Annotated in this window: 18 protein-coding genes; 7 read left to right on the top strand and 11 right to left on the bottom strand. The window is 71.5% G+C overall.

Annotated features, from left to right (window positions below):
* Positions 1-21 precede the first annotated feature (21 nt).
* Positions 22-1,023 carry an ADP-ribosylglycohydrolase family protein gene (locus ACIBP6_RS27915; protein ID WP_397056777.1) on the bottom strand — a complete coding sequence of 334 codons (1,002 nt, stop codon included), beginning with the start codon at positions 1,021-1,023 and terminating at the stop codon, positions 22-24.
* 75 nt (positions 1,024-1,098) lie between these two features.
* Between ACIBP6_RS27915 and ACIBP6_RS27910 the strand changes: the two genes are divergently transcribed.
* Positions 1,099-3,024, top strand: coding sequence for a Xaa-Pro dipeptidyl-peptidase (locus ACIBP6_RS27910; RefSeq protein ID WP_397056775.1), 1,926 nt, complete (start codon positions 1,099-1,101; stop codon positions 3,022-3,024).
* Positions 3,025-3,067: 43 nt separating this feature from the next.
* Here ACIBP6_RS27910 and ACIBP6_RS27905 read toward each other — a convergent pair whose 3' ends face one another.
* The 5 genes from ACIBP6_RS27905 to ACIBP6_RS27885 all read right to left on the bottom strand — a co-directional run bounded on the left by ACIBP6_RS27905 (position 3,068) and on the right by ACIBP6_RS27885 (position 8,718).
* Positions 3,068-4,861, bottom strand: coding sequence for an RNA polymerase sigma factor (locus tag ACIBP6_RS27905; protein WP_397056773.1), 1,794 nt, complete (start codon positions 4,859-4,861; stop codon positions 3,068-3,070).
* Positions 4,862-4,901: 40 nt separating this feature from the next.
* Positions 4,902-6,101, bottom strand: coding sequence for an FAD-dependent oxidoreductase (locus ACIBP6_RS27900; protein WP_397056771.1), 1,200 nt, complete (start codon positions 6,099-6,101; stop codon positions 4,902-4,904).
* Positions 6,098-6,847, bottom strand: a complete 750-nt coding sequence (locus ACIBP6_RS27895) for a maleate cis-trans isomerase family protein (RefSeq protein WP_132619459.1) — start codon at positions 6,845-6,847, stop codon at positions 6,098-6,100. Before ACIBP6_RS27895 ends, ACIBP6_RS27900 begins: the two co-directional genes overlap by 4 nt.
* A gap of 66 nt (positions 6,848-6,913) precedes the next feature.
* Positions 6,914-7,138: a hypothetical protein gene (locus ACIBP6_RS27890; RefSeq protein WP_397056769.1), complete on the bottom strand. Its 225-nt coding sequence runs from the start codon at positions 7,136-7,138 to the stop codon at positions 6,914-6,916.
* A gap of 731 nt (positions 7,139-7,869) precedes the next feature.
* Positions 7,870-8,718, bottom strand: a complete 849-nt coding sequence (locus ACIBP6_RS27885) for a hypothetical protein (protein WP_397056767.1) — start codon at positions 8,716-8,718, stop codon at positions 7,870-7,872.
* A gap of 215 nt (positions 8,719-8,933) precedes the next feature.
* On the opposite strand from ACIBP6_RS27885, the gene ACIBP6_RS27880 reads away from it, so the two are divergent.
* Together ACIBP6_RS27880 and ACIBP6_RS27875 are read left to right on the top strand one after the other, a co-directional pair.
* Positions 8,934-10,193, top strand: a complete 1,260-nt coding sequence (locus tag ACIBP6_RS27880) for a helix-turn-helix domain-containing protein (protein WP_397056765.1) — start codon at positions 8,934-8,936, stop codon at positions 10,191-10,193.
* 182 nt (positions 10,194-10,375) lie between these two features.
* The gene (locus tag ACIBP6_RS27875) at positions 10,376-11,209 is read left to right on the top strand and encodes an SAM-dependent methyltransferase (RefSeq protein ID WP_397056763.1); all 834 of its coding nucleotides are present in this window, start codon (positions 10,376-10,378) and stop codon (positions 11,207-11,209) included.
* A 25-nt stretch (positions 11,210-11,234) separates the two neighbouring features.
* Here the strand turns inward: ACIBP6_RS27875 and ACIBP6_RS27870 are convergent, their stop codons facing one another.
* A complete protein-coding gene (locus ACIBP6_RS27870) occupies positions 11,235-12,053 on the bottom strand; it encodes a DUF4253 domain-containing protein (protein ID WP_397056761.1) in 819 nt (272 codons plus the stop codon).
* A gap of 130 nt (positions 12,054-12,183) precedes the next feature.
* Between ACIBP6_RS27870 and ACIBP6_RS27865 the strand changes: the two genes are divergently transcribed.
* Positions 12,184-12,771 (top strand): HAD family hydrolase, encoded by a 588-nt coding sequence (locus ACIBP6_RS27865; protein ID WP_397056759.1) that lies wholly within the window; start codon positions 12,184-12,186, stop codon positions 12,769-12,771.
* Here the strand turns inward: ACIBP6_RS27865 and ACIBP6_RS27860 are convergent.
* Positions 12,768-13,424, bottom strand: coding sequence for a TenA family protein (locus ACIBP6_RS27860; RefSeq protein ID WP_397056757.1), 657 nt, complete (start codon positions 13,422-13,424; stop codon positions 12,768-12,770). The genes ACIBP6_RS27865 and ACIBP6_RS27860 overlap by 4 nt on opposite strands.
* A gap of 56 nt (positions 13,425-13,480) precedes the next feature.
* Between ACIBP6_RS27860 and ACIBP6_RS27855 the strand changes: the two genes are divergently transcribed.
* A complete protein-coding gene (locus tag ACIBP6_RS27855; RefSeq protein ID WP_397056755.1) occupies positions 13,481-14,314 on the top strand; it encodes an endonuclease/exonuclease/phosphatase family protein in 834 nt (277 codons plus the stop codon).
* A 66-nt stretch (positions 14,315-14,380) separates the two neighbouring features.
* On the opposite strand, the gene ACIBP6_RS27850 is transcribed toward ACIBP6_RS27855, so the two are convergent.
* Positions 14,381-15,487, bottom strand: a complete 1,107-nt coding sequence (locus tag ACIBP6_RS27850; protein WP_397056753.1) for a TIGR03118 family protein — start codon at positions 15,485-15,487, stop codon at positions 14,381-14,383.
* Between the two features lie 108 nt (positions 15,488-15,595).
* On the opposite strand from ACIBP6_RS27850, the gene ppgK reads away from it, so the two are divergent.
* Both ppgK and hrpA read left to right on the top strand, forming a co-directional pair.
* Complete coding sequence (ppgK, locus tag ACIBP6_RS27845; protein ID WP_397056751.1) at positions 15,596-16,303, top strand: polyphosphate--glucose phosphotransferase; 708 nt, start codon at positions 15,596-15,598, stop codon at positions 16,301-16,303.
* A gap of 75 nt (positions 16,304-16,378) precedes the next feature.
* Positions 16,379-20,248, top strand: coding sequence for an ATP-dependent RNA helicase HrpA (hrpA, locus tag ACIBP6_RS27840; RefSeq protein ID WP_397056749.1), 3,870 nt, complete (start codon positions 16,379-16,381; stop codon positions 20,246-20,248).
* Here the strand turns inward: hrpA and ACIBP6_RS27835 are convergent.
* Entirely contained in the window at positions 20,238-20,837 is a 600-nt protein-coding gene (locus ACIBP6_RS27835; RefSeq protein WP_397057088.1) for a Uma2 family endonuclease, read from the bottom strand. The two genes, hrpA and ACIBP6_RS27835, sit on opposite strands and share 11 nt — an antisense overlap.
* Before the next feature lie 123 nt (positions 20,838-20,960).
* Complete coding sequence (locus ACIBP6_RS27830) at positions 20,961-22,964, bottom strand: catalase (RefSeq protein ID WP_397056747.1); 2,004 nt, start codon at positions 22,962-22,964, stop codon at positions 20,961-20,963.
* Between the last annotated feature and the right edge of the window lie 86 nt (positions 22,965-23,050).

The raw sequence follows: 23,050 nt of genomic DNA, 5'->3' as shown, positions 1-23,050 counted from the left end.
GCCCCGTGGTGGCGGCGGCGTTCAGGACAGTTCCGCGGCGAGGCGCTCGATCGTCTCGCGGCCCTCCAGCGAGCGCAACCAGGCGGCGGGCAGGACGGCGGCGCCGTGCCGGGCGCCCAGGAGGTTCCCGCAGACGGAGCCGGTCGAGTCGCTGTCGCCGGAATGGTTGACCGACAGCAGCAGTGCACTCTCCACGGAGGGTTCGGCCAGCGCGCAGTACACCCCGATGGCGAGGGCCTCCTCGGCGATCCAGGCGCCGCCCAGCGACTCCACCCGTTCGGGCGACGGCGCGCCCTGGTCGGCCAGCGCCACGGCCGCGCGCAGGGCCGCCGTCGTCTCCTCGTGGCCGGGGTGGCGGGCCAGCAGGCCCATCGCGTGGCGGACGGCGGGCTCCAGCTCCTCGCCGGTCATCAGGTACGCGACGATGGCCGCGAACGCGCCGGCGGCCAGGTAACCGGTCACGTGCCCATGGGTGATCTGGGCGCAGGCGGCCGACCACTCGAACGCCTCCCGGGGCGAGGGCGCCACCAGCCCGAACGGCGCCGAGCGCATCACCGTGCCGCAGCCCTTGGACCCGGGGTTGACGGGACCGGGCCGGCCCATCGGCGACGGGCCGGGGAAGGACTGGTGCAGGCCCGACAGGCACGCGTTGCCGGGGGCCCGCCGTGAGTACAGCCAGCCCTCCTCACGCAGGCGTCCGGTGTGGTGGGGGAGATCCGGCGGCGGAGGCGCCGGATGGTTCTGCGTGTCGAGCCAGCGCAGATACGCCTCCCGAACCTCCCGCACGACCTCAGCATGCGCGTCGCGGGCTCCGGCCAGGGCCTCGGCCGTGAAGAGCGTCATCTGGGTGTCGTCGGTGATGAGCCCCGTCCGACCCCGCCATGTCGTGACATATCCGGTGATGCCGTCGGCCCCATGATCCTTGCGGATCTGCCGTAACGAGTGGAACTCGATCGGCGCCCCGAGCGCGTCGCCGATCGCTCCGCCCAGAAGGCAGCCGCGGACCCGTTCCTGAACATCCATGCTGGGATCTTGCCAGCTTCCTGCGCGTCTGGAAGATTTGCCACTAATTTTGATCACCTGTCCCGGAGGTCACGAGTGTCACAATTACGCCCAGCCCTCCTCACCGTCGCCGCCCTGGCCCTCTCCCTGGCCGTCGCGACCCCGGCCCAGGCCGCGGCGGCTCCCGCGATCACCGTCGAGGACGGACGCACCCAGCCGGTCTTCTCCTACGCCGACGCCGTCCGCGAGCACGTGTACGTGGAGGCGCCGGTCGACAGCGACTCCGACGGAAACCTGGACAAGGTCCGGGTGGACATCATCCGTCCGAAGGAGTCCGGCCCCGGTCTCAAGGTTCCGGTCATCATCGACGAGAGCCCGTACTACGACAACTCGGGCCGCGGTAACGAGTCGGAGCGCAAGGCCTACGACGCCGCCGGAAATGTCACGAAATTTCCGCTCTTCTACGACAACTACTTCGTCCCCCGCGGCTACGCCGTCCTCCACGTCGACATGATCGGCACCACCCGCTCCGACGGCTGCCCCGACATGGGCGGCCCGGCCGACGTGCTCGGCGGCAAGGCCGTCATCGACTGGCTGAACGGCCGCGCCAAGGGCTTCAAGGCCGACGGCAGCCCGGCCCTCGCCGACTGGACCACCGGCAAGGCCTCGATGATCGGCAAGTCGTACGACGGCACCCTGGCCAACGCCGTCGCCGCCACCGGCGTCGAAGGCCTGGAGACGATCGTGCCGATCTCGGCGATCAGCTCCTGGTACAAGTACCAGCGCTCCAACGGCGTGATCTACAACTACGACTACATCTCCTACCTGACCAACGCCGTCGACACCGACCCCGACGCCAAGTGCCAGGCCGTCCGCGACGCGCTGGACGCCGCCGACGGCGACGACACGGGGAACTACAACCCGCTGTGGGCCGAGCGCGACTACATCGACGGCACGCTGGCCGACGCCTCGAAGATCAAGGCGAGCGTCTTCGTCGTCCACACGGTCAACGACCTCAACGTCAAGCCGGACAACTTCTCCACCTGGTGGCAGGCGCTGGCCGACCGGGACGTGCCGCGCAAGATCTGGGTCGGCCAGACGCAGCACGTGGACCCGTTCGACTTCGAGGGCCGGCGCGGACTGTGGGTGGACACCCTGCACCGCTGGTTCGACTACTGGCTGCACGGCGTCCAGAACGGCATCATGAGTGAGCCCCGCGCCGACGTGGAGGTCGGCCCGGCGCAGTGGATCACCCAGCGCGACTGGCCGGCGCCGTTCGCGGTCAAGGCCCCGCTGCGCCCGTCCCCCGACGGCTCGCTCGGCCTGTCCCGCGCCGCCAAGGGCAGCACGGCGACGTTCACCGACACCCGGATGAACGAGAACGCCATGGTCGCCGACATCGGCACGCCCAACCCGGGCCGGGTGGCGTTCACCACGGGTGAGCTGCCGGTGGACCTGCGCCTGTCCGGCACGCCGACCGTGGACCTGCGCGTCAAGCTGGACAAGCCGACGTCCAACCTGACCGCGCTGCTCGTCGACTTCGGCGAGGACACCCGCGTCGACTGGCGCCGCGGCCAGGGCATCACCACCCTCACCGAAGAGGACTGCTGGGGCGAGAGCACCGCGGCCGACGACGGCTGCTACCGCAAGGTCGTCACCAACGTCGCCACCCGCCCGCTGGAGATCATCGCCCGCGGCTGGATCGACGTGCAGAACCGCGAGTCGCTGAGCGAGTCCGCGCCGCTGCCCGTCGGCGAGTACGGCAAGGTCAAGTGGCAGACGCTGCCGCAGGACTACATCTTCAAGAAGGGCCACCGGCTCGGGCTGGTGATCGCCGGCACCGACTCCAACTACAGCGACGAGGCGGGGACCGGCGCGCGGGTGACCGTCGACCTGACGAAGAGCAGCGTCGTCGTGCCGTTCGCGTCGCCGCTGTCCGGCCTGCCGAAGGACAAGGTCAAGTTCCACGGGCCTGACCGGGTCGAGCTGCCGCAGCCCGACTCCGAGTTCCGCTTCTTCTAGCAGACCCAGGGGTAGGGCCTCGGGCTCCGCGGAGCCCGAGGCCCTACCCGCACCGGCTCCACGCCACGTCGAGGGTGAGCGTGCCGCCGCCGGTGGCGGTGCCGCCCGTGCGGCGGCCGTCGCCGGTGGTGCGGCCCTCCCACCGCAGGGTGATCTCCCCGCGCTCCACGCCGGGGACGCACACCATGGGCTCCTGGACCCGGAACCGGGTGCCCGACACCTCGATGCCGTCCGTGGCGGAGACCGAGGTGATCTCACATGAGCCGGTGCACGACAGCCGGAACGACCCCGTACGCTCCGGGCCCAGCCACAGCGACGACGGCGACAGCCGCGCCACCGGCGGGTCCGGCCTGGGCAGGTCGGCCTTCCTCGGCACCGGCGTCATCGCGGACCCGGCCGCCTGCGGGGCGGTGACCTCGGCCACCCACCGCGAGGGCCGCTCCAGCAGCACGCTCGTCTGCGCGGCGGCCTTGGTGATCGTGACCGGGTGCTCGCGCGCGTTCATCACGGCCCACACCAGACCGGCCGCCAGCAGCGCCACGCCCATGACCAGGCCGAGCCTGGCCACCACCCGGAGCGGCGCGCCGGTCTCGGGATCGTCGTCGTCCTGCGGCGGGTCCCGCCAGATCTCCTGCCATCGGTCGCCGTCGCCGCCCGCCGTCAGGTCCATCCCGCCGTAGCGGATGAGGGCGCCGTCGCGGTGCTCGCCGTTGCTCTCACCCTTGGTGGACACGGTGTAGACGAGCTTGTCGCCGTACGCGCCGCCGCGGAAGGCCCGGGTACGGCTCGGCGGCGTGAACGGATGCCGCCCCCGCACCGCCGGCACGGCCGGAAGGTCCCGAGCCGGGGCGTCCGGCAGGTTCCGGTCGCCCCGGGGCGGGATGTCCGGCACGTTCCGGCCGGCGTCCCGAGACGGAACGTCCGGAACGTTCCGGTCGGCGTCCCGGGGCGGTGGGCCGGGCAGCTCCTGGTCGGCGGCGGCCGCGCCCGCCGCCGACCAGGGCTTTCCCGCGGTCGCCGTCGTGGGGTCGGCGACCGGGGCGGACAGCATGACGCCGGCACCCGGCTGGACCGGCGCCGAGGGGCCGGTCTCCAGCAGCAGGCGCGCCTGCACGGGGAAGCCGTCCGCCCGCCAGAGAAGTCCCTCTCCGGGCAGAGGCTGCGCCGACGTCAGCCGGTTGGGAAGCGTTCCGGGCGGTGCCGTGATCGGCAGGCGGCGCAGCAGCGCCCCGGCCGTCATCGTCCTGGGCGCGGCCCGGCAGGTCGCACAGGAGTGGATGTGGCGGCCGATCCGCGCCCTGGCCCGCCGGCCGGGTGCGCTGACCCACTCCGACACGCGCGCCGCCAGGTCGGCGCACCCGTCGCGGGAGCGCGCGGCGATGATCGCGGCGAACCACTCCTCCAGGGCGGCCCCGGCCCGGGTGACGACCGAGCGCACCTCGTCCGGGGGCAGCTCGAAGATCACGGCGATCTCGGCGTCGCCCAGGCCGTGCCGTACGGACAGGTCGAGCAGCTCGCGCTGCGGCCGGTCGAGGGAGAGCAGGGCCTCGGGCAGCAGCTCCGACATCCGGCCGGGCCGCGACCACGAGCCGATGCTCGCGGGCTTGGCGACGACCGCGCGGTGCGCCCGCGCCACCGAGTACAGCCACGCCCGGCGCAGCGCCGGATCGACCACGCGGTCCGCGTACAGGTGGGCGGTCAGCGCGGCCCCGGCCACCGCCAGCTCGGCGTCGGCCGCGGCCAGCTCGGTGCGGCAGTAGTCGTAGAGACGGGCGCCGTGCTTGTCGCACAGGTCACGGATCGCCTGACGCGCGTCGTCGGACAGGGTCCGCCACATCGGTGTCACCTCCTCCAGTCGCTACGCGGACGCGGATGGCTCAGGACCTCCCGGCCGGATCAGGGACCGTCTTCGGGACGCCTCTCGGGACGGTGTCGAGCAGCGACGCCTGCGCCAGGTACGCCCGGGTCGCGTCGGGGTCGCCGGCGATCGCCCGCAGCCCCGCCATGGCCGCCTCCAGCCGGGCGCTGTCGTGCTCGCGCACGCCCGCCAGCCGAGTCCCGCGCGGCGGCAGCACCCGTTGCAGCACCACCGAGCGCCGCCGCCAGGCCCACGCCTCCAGTGCGGCCGCCGGGGCGTGCCCGCCGACCACGGCGGCGATCACCTTGGCGACCTCGGCGGCGTCGTGGATGCCGGCGTTCATGTTGAGCCCGCCGACCGTGGAGGTCAGGTGCGCGGCGTCACCCACGAACAGCACCCGCCCGCACCGGTACGAGCTCAGCACCCCCCGCGACAGCCCGAACCTGTCGGCCCCGGTGATCCGGATCGGCCCGCCGAGCCCCGGCAGCGCCCGGCGCACCAGCAGCGACAGGTTCGACGGCGACAGCGGCTCGTGCGCGTCGCAGGGGATCTTGAAGATGATCCGCCAGTGGTCCGGCAGCCCGAGCAGCGTGCACGACTGCTGCACGTCGCGTACGTACGTCAGCGGCGCCAGGCTCGGCAGCATCCGGTCCAGCGGCGAGTCGATGAACACCCGCAGCGCCTGCGTCGGGTACGCCGAGCGCGGGAACGGCAGCCCGAGCGAGCCGCGCACGGTGCTGTGGGCGCCGTCGGCGGCGATCAGGTACCGGGCCCGCGTCCAGGTGTGGCCGACGCGGACCCGGATTCCCGTGCCGCCCTCGGCCACGCCGTCCACCTGGGCGCCGAAGCGCACGTCCGCGTCCGGGCAGGCCTGCAGGGCCTCCAGCAGTAGCGCGGTCAGCGACCCCTGGTCGGCGTGGACCCGGAACGGATGCCGGGTCAGCCCGTCGAGCCGGTCCATGCCCATCTCGGCCAGCACGAGCCCGGATCGGTCGCGCCACTGCACCCGGTCCACCACCCGCCCGGCGGCGACCAGCCGGACGGCCACGCCGAGGCCGTCCAGCAGGTCGAGGGTGGCCGGGTGAAACGTGCAGGCGCGCGGCCGGCGGGGCAGCTCGCTCTCGCGCTCCAGGACGGTGACCTTGATGCCCGCCCTGGCCAGCGAGAGCGCCGCGGTCAGCCCCGTCGGGCCGGCTCCGGCGACGATGACGCCGTTCATGCGGTGTGCCTCCTCGCGACGCCGGCCGGGGCCTCCATGTGGCGGCGGTACGGCACCCGGCTGAGCGTCACGTGCCGGCCGGTGGCCCGGGACAGGGCCCACCAGGCCGTGCAGAGGTTGGAGGTGAGCAACATCCGGTCGTTGCCGGTGGTGAGCCGGGAGAGCACGGGCAGCGTGGCCATGCCGGTGCCGGTGAACAGCAGCACCGCGTCCCCGGGCGGCTCGGCCAGCTCCACCTGGCTGATCAGCTCGGCGGGGGTGACCGCGTAGGAGGAGTAGCCGTGCTCGGCGCGTACCTGGACGACCTGGGTGACGTTGATCCCGGCCGACTTCCAGAACCGCTCGGCCAGCTCCGTCACCCACGGCTGGTACGGCGACACCAGCACGATGTCGCCCACCCGCACGTGGTCCAGCGCCTCGCGGGTGGCCAGCGTCGACGAGGCGAACGGCACCCCGGTGGCCTCCGACAGCTCGGCGCACTGCTCGCGGTCCTCGTCGGGGCCGAGCAGGTAACGCGGCTCGCTGCAGGCCATGACCATCGCGGCCAGCCGCAGCCCGCCGAAAGCGCCCGTCATGGCGCGCAGCGCGGTGTTGTAGCCCTCCAGCCGGTCGGCGTGGGACAGCCCTGACCGTACGGGGAAGCGGGCGACGTGCATGTCGGCGCGTGACCCGAGTAAGCGGGTCAGCTCCGGCTCGGCCGACGGGTTCGGGGGCGCCACGATCACGCCGACCCTGCCGCGGCTCACGGTGTGCCCCGTCGTGCGGGGGCGAGGATGCGCATGGGTCTCCTCCTGTGCGGGAAGGCGGGACGGTCAGGAGGCGCGGTGGCTCAGCGCCTGGTCGATCTCGGTGATGGCCTGGACGGACACCTGCCGGATGCGGCGCAGCCGGTGCACGGTGCGCGCCGGTTCCGCCGGCGCCGACGGGGCCGGCTCCTCGTCCCTGGACGCCGGCGCGCCGGGCCGTACGCCCCGCGGATGGACTTCGTGCGGCCGCGCCCTGCGCAGCTCCTCTGAGATGGGCCCCGTGGTGAGCATGCTCGCTCCTGTCTATAGCGGGTCGATGATTCGAGTCGGAGGAAGATCCAAGGTTCGGTGAGGCGGCCCGGCGAGGAGCCGGCATGGCGTGACCGGCTCCTCTTCCGCCGCGCGATGAGGCCGGTGACCGGCCTCACGTCCCGACGCCACGGCGACCCGCACCCGCGCCGTGGCGGCGAGCAGAACGGCGGCCGGCGGAACCGCCACCGGCCAGGAGGGTCTCCCGCACCCGACCCTCCGCGGGAACCATCCGCCGGACGGCCCGCGGGCCTGCCCGGCGACCGGCATTCTGGCGCCCACCACGCCGATCACTCCGGTTCCCGTCCGGCGGCGCCGCCCGTAGGGCGAGCCGCTGTCCACCCCGCCGGCCCGGCCGGGGCGCGGCGCGCCCCGCGCTCGGCCGGGCCGGCGGGGAGTGAGCCGACCCCAGGCGCAACCCCTTGACTTGGCCAGCACGCCAGCCGCTACCGCGCTGGCCAACAACACCGCGCCGATTGCATCGGGCACGTGCCGCACGGTGCTGGGGGGAGGCGCCGGGGCCAGCGCTGAGAGCGCTGCCACCGTTCCCGCATGTGTGGCGGACGGGCGTCGCCGGCCGTTCCCGGCCGGGGACCCGCCGCCTGGTGGCAACGCCGCGATTCCGGCGCGCTCACGCGCACTCAGGTGTGTGTCGTCCTCCATGGCTGTCATGAAGGACATGAAGGTTCTGTCGTCCGTGGTGTTGGAGGGGGTCATGGCGCCGTCACCGCGCTCACGCCGCCCAGGCCGTCCTCGCTCGTGTCCACGTTCGGCACGCTGACGCAGACCAGCCGCTCGGTCAGCCCCGCGCGCGGCGCCGAGACGCCCCGTGGCGGGACGCCGGGAGCCCGGCCGCCGAACGGAATGTCACGCGGCGGGACGGCCTCGGTCCAGAGGTCCCGTCCCGGAGCGCCCTGCGGCGTGAAGGCCGGGCGGGACGGCGGCACGCCGCCCGCCACCAGCCGGGCGACCTTCCCCGCGAGCGCGAGATGCTCGCCGCAGCGGCGGCCCACCTTGGTCTCCAGACCGGCCACCTGGGCCAGCCGGAGCCGCAGCGACTCCAGCGACGAACGCCGCTGCAGGCCCCGCAGATCGGCCAGCCGGGCCGGCCAGCGCAGCGACTCGCGGCAGTGCGCCTCCACCTCGGCGGGCAGGTCACCGGCGGGGAACCCCCGGTGCCGCAGCCGGGTGGCGAGCATGACGGCCGTGAACGCCGTACGGTCGAAGTCGGCCAGCCGCCCGGCCAGGGCCGCGCCCAGCATCCGGGCGCGGTGGCTCAGGCAGGCCGCGCTCCACCCGAGCAGCAGCAGCCGATCGGGGCCGGTCTCCGTGTGCCAGCCGGCCAGCCGCAGCTCCCGCGCCATCCGGTGGTAGAAGCGCCAGCGGTGGCCGGAACCGTCCAGCCAGACCTGCACCCCGCCCAGTGGCAGGCTCGCCACGTGCACGTCCGCGCCGGCCACCGGTCCCGCCACCCGGGCGCAGATGCGCCGGACGACCTGCTCCTGTCCTGGGGAGGCCGCCGCTTCCAGGTGCGGCGCGCCGCCCGGGGTGTCCATGGTCACCTTCGGCCACCTCCTCGCGGGAACTCTCGGAACCTGACTGTTAAGCCTCAGTTACCACACACGCTGATAGTCTCCGTACGAACCGGGATGTGTCAACTGACAGTTTGCGCATACGTTGATACCCGTCCGCGTGGCAGAGCTGGCCCGCATGGCAGGGGACACCGCGCCCGGATTCCCTTACGCTGGAGACGTTCACGGGCGGTAGGAGGTGTGCCGTGGCGAACTTCGCCGAACGGCTCGATCTCGCGCTGACCAAGCGCGGCTACACCGGTGCTCAGGTCGCCTCCGCCCTGACGGAGGCCGGCATCCCGATCACGCGCGCCTATGTCAGCCAGCTGCGCACCGGCAAGCAGACCAACCCGACCCTCCAGGTGCTGCGGGCGCTGGCCACCTGCCTGCAGGTGAGCGTCGGCTGGCTGGTCGGCGACGACTACGTCGAGTCCGGCGCGGTCGACGACCTCCAGCTGCGCGCGGCCACCCTGGGCCTGGCCGCCTCGGGCCTGTCCGAGAGCTCCCTCGTCGTCCTGCGCGGCGTGGTCGAGCTGGCCCGCAAGGCCGAGGGGCTGCCCGAGGAGCCCGAGGCCGCCGTCCCCGACATCCCCGAGGCGGCCACGCCGCTGAGCGACCCGCAGCGCCGGGCGCTCGGCAAGCGCCTGCACGGCCTGCGCCTGGCCGCCCGGCTCTCCGTCGAGCAGGTCGAGACCGCCCTCGGCAAGGGCGCCGCCGCGATCCCGGCGGTCGAGGAGGGCCGCCTCGCGCCCGCGCCCATCACCGTCGAGCGCCTGCTGGCCCTCTACGGCGTCACCGCCCCGCCGATCCGCGAATACGTGCTGTCACTGGCCAGGGGCGAGCGCGAGGCCGCATGGCACGACGCGCAGTCGGTGCCCGTCTGGCTCGCCGCCGCGTACGCGCTGGAGCAGCGGGCGACGGTGATCCGCACCTACCATCCGCAGTTCGTCCCGCCGCTGCTGCAGACCGAGGACTACGCGCGCGCCGCGATCACCGTGACGGGGCCGGCGACGCTCGGCCAGCAGACGGTGGACGAGGCGCTCGCCCTCGTGCTGGCCCGCCAGGAGGCCATGACCCGCGACGGAAGCGCGGTGTTGTGGGCGGTGATCGACGAGAGCGTGCTGGCGCGCTCGATCGTCGGCCCCCACGTGCAACTCCGCCAGCTCGACGTGCTCATCGAGTCCGCCAAGCGGCCCAACGTCTCGCTGCACGTCGTGCCGATGGACGATCCGGTCTACGTGCCGCGTACGGGGCCGTTCACGTTGTGGCGCTTCGCCGAGGCGTTCGAGCCCGACATCGCGTGCGCGCACGGCGTCGAGTCCGACGAGCTGATCACCGACACGGCCGCGGTCGAGGCCTACCACCAGGCCTTCACCAAGCTGTCGGTGACCACGACGACGCGCGAGGAGACCGTCGAGGTGTTGAACGCGCATCGCGAAAGGCTTTCGCGTTCATTCGGGAAATGATCTCTTTTCCCCTTTCTGAGATCGTTATGCGGGTCATTGGTTGCCCACATATACCCAAATCCAATGGCTTTTCCGGTTGTCTTCTCGCCCGTGGCGAGGATCATATGGTCTGGGTCATCGAGTGGGGTCCGAAAGGACAACTTTTCCCGAGATAGTGGGCGAGGGGAAAGGGGCAACACTCAATGCGTCAGCGTGCCATCCGAAACCTGGCGAAGCTGGAGCTGACCCAAGCGAGGATCACCCGTATTCTCGACGCCGCCGCGGGCGGAAAGAACAATTTCGTGGCGGATCGTGAGGCCGTGCGCCGTTATGACGCGGCCGCACCCGTCACGACGGCGGCCGCCCGAGCCGTGCTCGCTTTTCTGTGCCGCGTGGTCCGCCATCTGGCGGCCGGCGGCGTGGACCAGTTCGTGATCGTCGGCAGCGGCGTGCCCAGCGGCCTGCCACCGGGCCGGCAACTGCACGACGTCGCCCGCGACGCCCTGGACGGCGCCGCCGCCCGTGTCGTCTACGTGGACAACGACCCCATGGTGCTCGCCGCGGCCAGGGCCACCATCGAGCCCGTCACCGACCTCGTACGCGTCGTCGAAGGCGACATACGCGAGATCGACGACGTGCTCGACGACCGGGTGATGCAGACGTTCCTGGACTGGGAGCGGCCGATGGCCGTCCTGCTGGTGTCGACCCACAGCCTCAACGACGACGAGTACGTCCACTACGTGATCAAACGCATCCGCCAGGAGGTCCCGGAGGGGAGCTACCTGTCGCTGGCGCAGACCACGTTCGACGCCGTCCCGCCGGAGCTGCTGCCCGCCATCCACGACCTGCTGGCGATGACGCTGCCCGGCCACGCGATCCGCACCCGGGAGGAGGTGGCGGCGTTGCTCGACGACCTGGAGCTGGTGGATCCGGGGCTGGTGTGGGCCCCGGAATGGCGGCCCGGCCCGTACGACATCGCCTGCTCGGAACAGCCCGGCACGTCCGGGACGTACGGCGCGGTGGCCCGCATCCCATGACGTGCGGGCCTCACGCCAACCGGCATCAGTCCCACCAGAACGACCAGGCGTGGCCGCCGATGAGCTGCTCGGCGTACGCCTGCAGGTGGCCGGGGCCCTGCACCACGTTGTCCGGGCAGAACGTCCAGTGCTCGGCGGCCACGTGCAGGGCGTGCTCCAGGTCGACCGGCGGCGCCGCCACGCTGAGGTCGAGCGTGTTGAACCCGACGCTCACCACCCGCGCCCCGAACCGGTCCTCCCAGCTGCGCACCACCGAGGCCATCGGCACCATCCACTCGTTGTGGTGCAGCGCCCCCTGCCAGCCCATGACCGCGAGGGCGTCCGCGCCCCGCCCGGCGGCCACCAGGCCGAGCGGCATGCCCCTGGCCGCCAGCTCGCCCGCGAGCCAGTCGGCCACCGCGTCGGGATCGGCCCGCAGCACGCCCGGCGGGGCCGGCCCGGGGCAGATCGCCCCGTACGGCTCCAGCTCCTCCAGCGCGTCCGGCGGCATCTGCGCCACCCACTCCTGCCACACCTCGGCCATGAACCCCTCGGCGGTGAAGTGGTCGATCTGGCGGGGATCGTCCGGCACCACCTGTCCGATCGCCCACGGCTGCGCCGACTCGTCCAGCAGCAGCGGCCACAGGCCGCTGTGCGGGTGCCACGCGCGCATCCGAGCCCAGTCGGCGCCGCTCACCGGGTCGTCGCTCATCCAGAACGCCGGCCGCTGCGCGCGGCCGTGCCCGGTGTAGCCGGGATCCGGCCAGACCACGTCACCGGGGGGCAGCTCTCCGGGCAGCCTCCGGCCCCTGCCGCCGTCGGGTAACAGCTGGCACAGCTCACGTGGCAGCCGGTGATCGCTCATTACCTACCGTTCCGCTACCGAATCCTGTCTCGGAGATGGTAGTGCCGACGGTCCCTCCGGCACCGTCGGCGAGACCTGCCAAAAACGTCCGTCCGCGCCAGTGGCCGGCGCACCCGGCAGAATGGTGACCGTGCTTCCTTTCGACGCGGTCCTGTCCGACTTCGACGGCGTGCTGCGCCACTTCGACCACGCCGCCCAGGCCGCCATCGAGGCCCGCTACGGCCTGCCCCTGATGAAGACCGCCTTCGGCCCCGAGCTGATCACGCCGCCCACGCTCGGCCAGGCCACGGAGGCGCAGTGGGCCGAGTCGATCGCCCTGGCGCTCGGCGGCGACGAGCGCGCCCGCCAGGCGGTCGCCGAGTTCATGGAGATCCGCTTCTGGGTGGACGAGGAGGTCAGGGCGCTGCTGGCCAGGGCGCAGCAGTACGTGCCGCTGATCCTCGTGACCAACGCCATGGACACCCTGGAGGGTCACCTCGACCTGCTGGGGCTGACGTACTTCGCCGACGACGTGGTCAGCAGCCACCGGGTCGGCGTGGCCAAGCCGGATCCGCGCATCTACCGGATCGCCGCGGAGCGGGCGGGTGTGGCGGCCGAGCGCTGCCTGTTCGTCGACGACCGGCCGGCGAACGTCGAGGCCGCGCGTGCCCTCGGCATGACCGCCGTCCACTACCGCACCTTCGACGACCTGGCGTCCGTGCTCCGCCTGCCGTCCTAGCCGGCCCGGCCGCCCTGCGCCATGTCGAAGAACGCCCGCTCCAGCTCCACCGCCCGCCGGAACACGCCGAGCACCTCCTGCCGCCGCTCCTCGCCCAGATCGGCGCCCAGCCGGTCGAGCTCGCCGCACAGGAACGCCACCCAGGCGCGGAACTGCGCGCCCTCGTGCAGCTCGATCCACTCCCGGTGCACGAAGCTCTCCGGCGGCGACTCCCCGGCCCGTGAGGCCCAGCCGAGGTAACACCACTCGGCCACGCAGAGCACGGCGGCGATCAGCAGGTAGTCCTGCGAGGTGCGGACCTCGTCCATCAGCTCCTTGAACGCCGCCGTCACCGGCTCCGGCGGCGCGTCCGTGCGCCCGCCCAGCTCCGCCAGCGCCCGGTGGAAGTACGTCTTCTCCTCGGTCGTCGCCGTCTGACCGAGGAACTTCCCGTACGGCACCCGCGCCTCGAACGTGTCGGCGCTCGCCACGGCTGCGCCCAGCAGCGCCGTGAAGGAGTCCACGAACTGGAAGTCCTGCTCCAGGTAGCGCCGCATGTCGTCGCCGGCGACCGTGCCCGTCGTGATCGCCATGGCGAACGGATGGGTGACCACGGCCGTCCAGTCGGGCTCGCACCGGCTCCTGAGCCACTCGCTGAAAGATCGTTCGCTCACGCCCCGACTGTAACCCGGACGACGTGCCGCCGTCCCGGCCGGGTAGCGCCCCTTGCATGCGCATCGCCACACTGAACCTCTGGGCCCGGCACGGCGACTGGCAGCGGCGCAGGGAGGTGCTGAAAGCGGGGTTCCGCGAGCTGCGCCCGGACCTCGTTGCCCTCCAGGAGTCCGTGGTGACGGACGGCTACGACCAGGTGGCCGACCTGCTGGGCCCCGCCTACCACGTCGTCCACCAGGAGACCGGGGAGGCCGACGGCACCCGTGCCTCCATCGCGAGCCGCCTGCCGCCGGGCGAGGTCCGGCAGGAGCGGCTGGCCGTCACCGAGCGCGTGGACCTGTCGGAGTTCGCCGGCTGGGCCTGCGCCGCCGAGATCCCCGGGCCCGAGCCCCTGCTGTTCGTCAACCACAAGCCCTCCTTCCGCCTGGGCCACGAGCGGGAGCGCGAGCTGCAGGCCGTACGGACCGCGAGGCTGATCGAGGAGATGCTCGGCGGGCGGGACCTGCACGTGGTCGTGGCGGGGGACTTCGACGCGACTCCCGACTCGGCCGGGGTGCGGTTCTGGAGCGGGCTGCAGTCGCTGGAGGGGATGAGCGTCGCCTACCGCGATCTGTGGCACTGGGCCTGCCCGCACGACCCCGGCCACACCTTCACCCCCGTCAACCCTCTCGTGCGCGCCGGGAACTGGCCGCTGGAGAGCGGCCGGCGCATCGACTACCTCTTCGTCCGCTGCCGGGGCAACGGCCCGACCCTGCGCCTGCGGGACTGCCGCAGGATCTTCGACGAGCCCGTGGCCGGCGTCTGGGCGAGCGACCACTTCGGCCTGGTGGCCGATCTGGAACATGTTTCCGGCGCGGCTCGCGCCAACCGCGCCGGAAACGTCCTGTGACCGCCGCCCCCGGCCGTCGTACGCGGCGGTCTGCGCTTCCGCCGGGGCCGGGGGCGACGGCGCCGGTCAGTACCCTCCGTACGGTTTCCGGGAGGGACTGGCGCTCGGTGGTGCGGGGGTTCCCGCGCCGCTGGAGGTCACCTTGGTGCCCTTCGGGGCGATCACGCCGATCAGGCCGTGCTTGGCGCCGTCGATGCCGGCGGAGAACCACAGCGCGCCCTCGCCGCCCGTGGCCGCGGTGCCGGGCTGCAGGTCCCACAGGCCCGGCAGCACGACCGGTTTGCCGTTCGCCAGGCGCAGCGCGCCGAGGTGCCGTCCCCGCTGGTAGGCGTGCACGGTGCCGTCGCCGAAGTTGCCGACCAGCAGCGCGCCGGCGAACTGACGCCAGCCCTTCGGCGCGGCGCTCAGCCCCCACGGCGCGTTGAGCCCGGTCCTGGCGATGCGGCCGGTCAGCCGCCCGTCCATGTCGAACCGGCTCACGAAGCCCTTGCCGGCGCCGAAGACCGGCTTGCCGGTGGCCTTGTCGCGCACGGCGTAGGCGACCCACACGTTGCCGTTGACCACGGCCACGTTGTACGCCTTGTACGTCGAGGGGATCTCGGTGTCCCTGAACTGCCAGCGCCGCAGCTGGATGCGCCGGAACTCCTCGTCGAAGGCGTGCACGCGCCCGCTCGCGAAGTCGGCGGCGAGCAGGAACGCCCCGTCGTCGGTCTGCACGAGTTCGAGGCCCTTGTAGTCGGCGCCGCGGGAGAACGCCGCGATGACCGCGTTGGCGGGGTCGACCTCGGCGTTCCAGCCGGTGATGGCGCCGCTCGGGCTGGAGAAGATGAACGTGGCCGGCTTGCCCTTCACGGTGAAGCCGTCACCGGGATTGAAGACCTGCCCGGTCGGCGACCCGCCCGGGATCGCGACCTCCGTCTTCTCCTTCTTGCCGGTGCCGGAGTAGACGGTCGCGGTGCCGGTCCCGGTGTTCGAGACCCAGAGGGTCTTGCCCATGGCCAGGCCCCACGGGTTGACGACCTTGGGGTCGGTGACACGGGCTTTGCCCTTGACGTCCGACACAAGGTTGATGACGTCGAATCGAGTCCTGGGGGTGGTGGCGTGCGCGGGAGTGGTGAGAGTCGCTCCCAGCACGACCGCGACAGCGCAGAGTGTGATGATGCGTGACCGCATCCGGTGCCTCCTAATGAGCGCTTGTGACGCGAGATACGCGCCGGGCGGGGAACGGGTTCAGCCGGGACCGGAATCACCGCGTCCTGCGGGACGGGAGAATGGAGCACCATGAACGTTCTGGGCATCGACATCGGCGGCTCCGGCGTCAAGGGGGCGCCGGTCGACACGGAGGCCGGCACGCTGGCGGCCGAGCGGCTGCGCATCCCGACGCCGGAGCCGTCCACGCCGGACGCGGTGGCCGGCGTGGTGGCCGAGATCGTGCGTCACTTCAGCTGGGACGGCCCGGTCGGGGTCACCTTCCCCGGCGTCGTGGTCGACGGCGTCGTGAGAACGGCCGCCAACGTCGACCCGGCGTGGATCGGCGCCGACGCCTCCGGGCTGTTCGGCGGGGCCACCGTGCTCAACGACGCCGACGCGGCGGGCCTGGCCGAGATGCGCTTCGGCCACGGCAGGGGGCGGCGCGGCACCGTGCTGATGCTGACGTTCGGCACCGGGATCGGCAGCGCGCTGTTCACCGACGGCGTGCTCGTCCCCAACACCGAGCTCGGCCACCTCCACCTGCACGGCAAGGACGCCGAGCACCGTGCCTCCGCCCGCGCCCGCGAGGAGCACGACCTCAGCTGGGAGAAATGGGCCGACCGGGTCGAGGAATACCTGAGGCACGTCGAGATGCTGTTCTCACCGTCGCTCATCGTCATCGGCGGGGGAGTCAGCAAGAAGGCCGAGAAGTTCCTGCCCCACGTCCACCTCGACACCCCCGTCGTGCCCGCGGCGCTGCAGAACGAAGCGGGCATCATCGGCGCCGCGATCGCCTGATATTGGGATGCGGGCGGCCGGCCTGATCGGGCACGATGGGCCGTTGGCTCCCGGACCAAATATCCTTGAAGCAGTATGGGAACATCTTCCTTGTCCTCTCCGCTCGCTGATCTCCAGTCCCGCCTGCCCGAGTTGATGCCGCGTGACCAGCGGCGGCTGCGGCGCAGGCTCGACGGCATGCGCCGGGTGCGGTCCCGCGACGCGCGCGACAAGATCGTCACCGAGATCCTCGCCGACGTGGAGCGGGCCGAGCAGCGCCTGGCGCGCCGCCGCGAAGCCATCCCGGCGGTGAGATATCCGGAGAACCTGCCGGTCTCCCAGCGGAAAGACGACATCCTCGCGGCCATCCGCGACCACCAGGTCGTGATCATCGCCGGCGAGACGGGCTCCGGCAAGACCACCCAGATCCCCAAGATCTGCCTTGAGCTCGGCCGCGGCGTCCGCGGCGTGATCGGCCACACCCAGCCCCGCCGCATCGCCGCCCGCACGGTCGCCGAACGCATCGCCGACGAGCTCGGCACCGGCCTCGGCGACGTGGTCGGCTACAAGGTCCGCTTCACCGACCAGGCGAGCGACCGCACCCTCGTCAAGCTGATGACCGACGGCATCCTGCTGGCCGAGCTGCAACACGACCGCATGCTCGACCAGTACGACACCCTCATCATCGACGAGGCCCACGAGCGCAGCCTCAACATCGACTTCATCCTCGGCTACGTCAAGCAGCTGCTGCCCCAGCGCCCCGACCTCAAGGTGATCATCACCAGCGCCACGATCGACCCCGAGCGGTTCTCCCGCCACTTCGACGACGCGCCGATCATCGAGGTCTCGGGCCGCACCTACCCGGTCGAGGTGCGCTACCGGCCGCTGGAGGAGGACGACGACCAGACGCAGGGCATCGTCGACGCCTGCCGCGAGCTGGTCGGCGAGGGCCCGGGCGACGTCCTCGTGTTCCTGTCGGGCGAGCGGGAGATCCGCGACGCCGCCGACGCCCTGGCCAAGGCCGAGTTCCGCAACACCGACATCCTGCCGCTCTACGCCCGGCTCAGCGCCGCCGAGCAGCACCGCGTCTTCCAGAGCCACACCGGCCGCCGCATCGTGCTGGCCACCAACGTCGCCGAGACCTCGCTCACCGTCCCCGGCATCAAATACGTGGTCGATCCCGGCTATGCGCGCATCTCCCGCTACAGCCACCGCACGAAGGTGCAGCGGCTGCCGATCGAGGCCATCTCGCAGGCCAGCGCCAACCAGCGCAAGGGCCGCTCGGGCCGCACCTCCGACGGCATCTGCATCCGGCTGTACGAAGAGGAGGACTTCCTCAACCGGCCGGAGTTCACCGACCCCGAGATCCTGCGCACCAACCTGGCCTCCGTCATCCTCCAGATGACCTCGATCGGGCTCGGCGACATCGAGGCGTTCCCGTTCGTCGAGCCGCCCGACCGCCGCCAGGTGAAAGACGGCGTCAACCTGCTGCACGAGCTGGGCGCGTTCGACGCGCAGGGCCGGCTCACCCCGATCGGCCGCAAGCTGGCCACGCTGCCCGTCGACCCGCGCCTCGGCCGCATGGTCCTGGAGGCCGAGAAGAACGGCTGCCTGCGCGAGGTCATGGTGATCGCCGCCGCCCTGTCCATCCAGGACCCGCGCGAGCGTCCCGCCGACAAGCAGCAGCAGGCCGACGAGAAACACCGGCGCTTCGCCGACCCCGAGTCCGACTTCATGGCCTACCTCAACCTGTGGAACTACCTGCGCGAGAAGCAGCAGGAGCTGTCCTCCAGCGCGTTCCGCCGGCTCTGCAAGGCCGAGTTCCTCAACTACCTGCGCGTACGCGAGTGGCAGGACATCTACAGTCAGCTGCGCCAGGCGCTCGGCGCCCAGCCCAACAGCCGCCCGGCCGAGCCCCACCAGGTGCACATGTCGCTGCTGGTCGGCCTGCTGTCCCACATCGGCGTCAAAGACGTCATGGAGAAACGCGGCGCCGAAGGCCGCCGCCCGATCCAGGAGTACATCGGCGCCCGCAACGCCCGCTTCGCCATCTTCCCCGGCTCCGCGCTGGCCAAGAAGCAGCCGCAGTGGGTCATGTCGGCCGAGCTGGTCGAGACCTCGCGGCTGTGGGCCCGGGTCAACGCCAAGATCGAGCCCGACTGGGTCGAGCCGCTCGCCCAGCACCTCGTCAAGCGCTCCTACTCCGAGCCCCACTGGGAGAAGAACCAGGGCGCCGTCATCGCCCTGGAGAAGGTCACCCTGTACGGCGTGCCGCTCGTCGTCGGCCGCAAGGTCAACTACGGCCGCATCGACCCCGACCTGTCGCGTGAGCTGTTCATCCGGCACGCGCTCGTCGAGGGCGACTGGGACACCCACCACCGCTTCCTGAAGGACAACCGCAAGCTCCTCGAAGAGGTCGAGGAGCTGGAGAACCGCGCCCGCCGCCGCGACATCATGGTCGACGACGAGGCCCTGTTCGACTTCTACGACCAGCGCGTCCCGGCCGACGTGGTCTCGGCCCGCCACTTCGACTCGTGGTGGAAGAAGGCCAGGCACGAGCAGCCCGACCTGCTCGCGTTCTCGCCGGAGATGCTGGTCAACGAGGGCGCCGACGTCAGCACGCGCGACTACCCCGACACCTGGAAGCAGCTCGGTCAGCGCATGAAGCTGACCTACCAGTTCGAGCCGGGGGCCGACGCCGACGGCGTGACCGTGCACGTGCCGCTCCAGGTGCTCAACCAGGTCTCCTCCGACGGCTTCGACTGGCAGATCCCCGGCCTGCGCGAAGAGCTCATCACGGCGCTGATCCGGTCGCTGCCGAAGAACCTGCGGCGCAACTTCGTGCCGGCTCCCAACTACGCCAAGCAGGTGCTGGCCGGGGTCGAGCAGGGCGGCGAGCCGCTGCTCGCGGCCGTGGAGCGCGAGCTGCTGCGGCTGACCGGTGTGCGCGTGCCGCGTGAGGCCTGGCAGCTCGACCAGGTGCCCGACCACCTGCGGATCACCTACCGGGTGATCGACGAGCGCAAACGCACGGTCGCCGAGGACAAAGACCTCGACGCGCTCAAGCGCCGCCTCGCGCCGCGCCTGCGCCAGACGCTCTCGCAGGCGGGCGACGACCTGGAGCAGAGCGGCCTGCACAAGTGGAGCTTCGGCAGCCTGCCCAAGGTCTTCGAGCAGGGCCGCATGAAGGGCTACCCGGCGCTGGTCGACGCGGGCGACTCGGTCTCGATCAAGATTTTCGAGACGGAGGCGGAGCAGCGTCGCTCCCACTGGCCCGGGGTGCGCCGGTTGCTTCTGCTCAACGTCACCAACCCGGCCAAGTCGCTGCTCGGCGGGCTGTCCAACCAGGCCAAGCTGGCGCTGTCACGCAGCCCGCACGGCGGGGCGGTGGCGTTGTTCGACGACGTGGTCGACGCGGCCGTCGACAAGCTCATGCTGGACACCGGCGGCGCCGTCTGGGACGCGGTCGCCTTCGACCGCCTCCACCAGCACGTACGCGCCCACCTCTATGACACGGCGGCTGACGTGCTGGCCAAGGTGGAGCAGATCCTGTCCGTCTGGCACGAGGCCGGCGCCCGCCTCGACGCGCTGCGCCCGAGCGCGGCCACCGACGACGTACGCGACCAGCTCGGCAGGCTCATCTACCGGGGCTTCGTGACCGCCACGGGCCACCGCCGCCTGCCCGACCTGCTGCGCTACATCCGTGCGGTCGACCGCCGCCTCGCCAAGCTGCCCGAGGACCCGTGGCGCGACGAGGAGTGGATGGCCCGCGTGCACAAGGTCGAGGACGACTACCACGACCTGCTGGACAAGCTCCACCCGGCGCGACGCGGCGACCCCGACGTGACGGAGATCCGCTGGATGATCGAGGAACTGCGGGTCAGCTTCTTCGCCCAGACCCTCGGCACCCCGACCCCGGTCTCGGAGAAACGCATCGCCAAGGCCATGGAGCGGCTCAGCTCTTGAAGATCGAGGTGTCCAGCTCGAAGTCGACCGGGGGCGGAAGCATGATCGGCGTGCCCATGGCGACCGTGGTGGTCGTCTGGTACGCGTCGTCCTTGATGTCGCTGAACACGGTGACGCCGGGTGTGTCGCCGATCGGGTCGATCAACAAGTAGACCGGCACCCGGCCGATGGCGTAGAGGCGCGGCTTCTCCTCGCGGTCGGCGCGGATGCTGCCGGGCGAGACGATCTCCGCAACCATGATCAGCCCAGATGACAGCAACTCGCCTTCTTCCCAGCGGGGACAGGCGGGGGGCGTCAAGGAGTAGTCGGGCACGAGCGAGTCGCGGGGGCCGGCGATGCAGATGTTCAGCAGTCCGGGGGCTCCTCGCCATCCGCGCTGCTGGACCAACGAGCGCAGCGCGTCGTGCAGCGCTACGGACATCCAGGCGTGCTCAGGGGTGCCCATGGGGCTCACGATCAACTTCCCTTCGATGACTTCACACCGAAATCCGGGGAGGGGGGGTAGGACATCGAACAACTCGCGGGCGGTGAGGGGGGACCGCGCGACGCTCGCGTGCGTGGATTCCGTCTGGTGCTCTTCCTCGACCATGGTGATCACGGAATCTTTCCCTTCGTATTCGAACGGACACGCTAAGTATTCCAGAGCTCGGATTCGCGCGCCAGACGATCGGCCGCCTCCGCTCACGGCGGAGACGGCCGATCGTCACGAGGGTCAGGCGGGGACGGCGAAGATGTCGCGGTCGTAGAAGCGGTGGCCGGCCACGCCGTCGGCGAAGGCGTCGGCGATGTCGTCGCCGACGAAGACGCCCACGTCGTTGGGCAGGCGCGCGGCCTCCACGAGCTGCCGGCCGGTGCCGACGGCCCCGATGGCCTTCTGGTGCTTGAACGCCTCCTGGACGAAGAAGACCGCCCGCCCCACGGAGGCCAGCGCGGCTCCGTCCGCGGCGACCACCGCGTCGTAGAGGACGGAGGAGGCGGCGCTGAGCTGGCGGTCCACCGGGAGGCCGCCGGCCTGGCCCTCGGCCGGGGCCACGACCTCGCAGATCGCCCCCTGGCCTTCCAGCGCCCGGCGCAGGGCGGTCACGGCGGCGGCGTCGGCCCCGTCGGCCATGAGGATGGCGATCTTGCGGGTGGCGATGCCGCGCGGCTGGTTGGTCATGCTGAGCGCGGGAGAGGCGTTGGCGTGCACCGGGCCGCCCTCGGGCACGGGCAGGCCGAGTCCCTCGGCCACCTGCGCGCCCAGATCCGGGTGGATCTTGACGAGGTGGGCGACCACGCCCTCCTTGATGTCCTTGCGCTCGACATGCCCGAGCTCGAACAGGTACGCGGCGACGATGTGCCCCTTCTCCCAGTCGGCCATGCTGTTCCAGAACAGGGTGGCCTGGCGGTAGAAGTCCTGGAAGCTGGGGCTGCGCTCGCGGATCTTGTGGCCCTCCACCCTCTCGGTGTAGTGGCGGTAGCCGTTCATGGCGGCCGGGCAGCCGCCGCTGATGGAGTTCTTCTCGTAGCTCGTCCGCGACTCGTGGATCATGTGCTGGTGGAAGCCGTCGCGCTGGTCGTTGCGCACGGGCGAGACCGGCCGGTTGATCGGGATCTGCGAGAAGTTGGGGCCGCCGAGGCGCAGCAGCTGCGTGTCGAGGTAGGAGAAGTTCCTGGCCTGCAGCAGGGGGTCGTTGGTGAAGTCGATGCCGGGCACGATGTTGGCCGTGTGGAAGGCCACCTGCTCGGTCTCGGCGAAGAAGTTCTGCGGGTTGCGGTTGAGCGTCATCTTGCCGATGGGCCGCAGCGGCACCTGCTCCTCAGGGATGATCTTCGTTGCGTCGAGCAGGTCGAAGTCGAAGTCGTGCTCGCGCTCCTCGGGCACGAGCTGGACGCACAGCTCGTACTCGGGGTAGGCGCCGCGCTCGATGGCCTCCCACAGGTCGCGGCGGTTGTAGTCGGGGTCGTTGCCCTGGATGCGCAGGACCTCGTCCCACACCAGCGAGTACGTCCCCAGCACCGGCCGCCAGTGCCACTTGACGAACGTGCCCTTGCCCTGGGCGTCGACGAGCCGGAACGTGTGCACCCCGAAGCCCTGCATCATGCGGTAGCTGCGCGGGATCGCCCGGTCGGACATGAGCCACATGACCATGTGCAGCGACTCGGGCTGGAGCTGGACGAAGTCCCAGAAGGTGTCGTGCGCCGACTGGGCCTGCGGGATCTCGTTGTGCGGCTCGGGTTTGACGGCGTGCACGAAGTCGGGGAACTTGATGCCGTCCTGGATGAAGAAGACCGGGAAGTTGTTGGCGACGATGTCGAAGTTCCCCTGGGTGGTGTAGAACTTCGTGGCGAAGCCGCGCACGTCACGTACGGTGTCGGCCGAGCCGCGCGAGCCCGCCACGGTCGAGAAGCGCACGAACGTGGGCGTCTTGACGGAGGTGTCGTTGAGGAACTCCGCCGCCGTCAGGTCGCCGAGCGGCTCGTAGAGCTCGAAGACGCCGTACGCGCCGGCGCCGCGGGCGTGCACGACGCGCTCGGGGATGCGCTCGTGGTCGAAGCGGGTCAGCTTCTCGCGGAAGTGGAAGTCCTCCAGCAGCGTGGGCCCGCGCATGCCGGCCTTGAGCGAGTCGTCGGTGTGGTCGACCGGGACGCCCTGGTCGGTCGTCATGGTGACGTCGTCCAGGGGAACACGGAACTCGTCGAGCTGCTGGTCCTTCGCGTCGCGCTTGGGTCGCATGGAAAAATCCCCCTTGTAGATTTTTGTCCGGTCCTCTAGTGCCCGGACCGACACGGTGAAACAGGGTCTTTCCGGCTGGGGGATTG

Origin of the sequence: Nonomuraea terrae (genome assembly GCF_044465245.1) — a bacterium.
Lineage (GTDB): Bacteria > Actinomycetota > Actinomycetes > Streptosporangiales > Streptosporangiaceae > Nonomuraea > Nonomuraea terrae.
Note: the sequence above shows the minus strand (reverse complement) of the source record. Positions and strands in the feature narration are given on the sequence as shown.

Excerpts from the sequence above, each read along its gene's own strand:
- ACIBP6_RS27905 (WP_397056773.1), bottom strand. The coding sequence starts at position 4,861 with ATGTGGCGGACCCTGTCCGACGACGCGCGTCAGGCGATCCGTGACCTG.
- ACIBP6_RS27830 (WP_397056747.1), bottom strand. The coding sequence starts at position 22,964 with ATGCGACCCAAGCGCGACGCGAAGGACCAGCAGCTCGACGAGTTCCGT.
- ACIBP6_RS27915 (WP_397056777.1), bottom strand. The coding sequence starts at position 1,023 with ATGGATGTTCAGGAACGGGTCCGCGGCTGCCTTCTGGGCGGAGCGATC.
- ACIBP6_RS27875 (WP_397056763.1), top strand. The coding sequence starts at position 10,376 with ATGCGTCAGCGTGCCATCCGAAACCTGGCGAAGCTGGAGCTGACCCAA.
- ACIBP6_RS27855 (WP_397056755.1), top strand. The coding sequence starts at position 13,481 with ATGCGCATCGCCACACTGAACCTCTGGGCCCGGCACGGCGACTGGCAG.
- hrpA (WP_397056749.1), top strand. The coding sequence starts at position 16,379 with ATGGGAACATCTTCCTTGTCCTCTCCGCTCGCTGATCTCCAGTCCCGC.
- ACIBP6_RS27850 (WP_397056753.1), bottom strand. The coding sequence starts at position 15,487 with ATGCGGTCACGCATCATCACACTCTGCGCTGTCGCGGTCGTGCTGGGA.
- ACIBP6_RS27900 (WP_397056771.1), bottom strand. The coding sequence starts at position 6,101 with ATGAACGGCGTCATCGTCGCCGGAGCCGGCCCGACGGGGCTGACCGCG.
- ACIBP6_RS27870 (WP_397056761.1), bottom strand. The coding sequence starts at position 12,053 with ATGAGCGATCACCGGCTGCCACGTGAGCTGTGCCAGCTGTTACCCGAC.
- ACIBP6_RS27835 (WP_397057088.1), bottom strand. The coding sequence starts at position 20,837 with ATGGTCGAGGAAGAGCACCAGACGGAATCCACGCACGCGAGCGTCGCG.
- ACIBP6_RS27890 (WP_397056769.1), bottom strand. The coding sequence starts at position 7,138 with ATGCTCACCACGGGGCCCATCTCAGAGGAGCTGCGCAGGGCGCGGCCG.
- ppgK (WP_397056751.1), top strand. The coding sequence starts at position 15,596 with ATGAACGTTCTGGGCATCGACATCGGCGGCTCCGGCGTCAAGGGGGCG.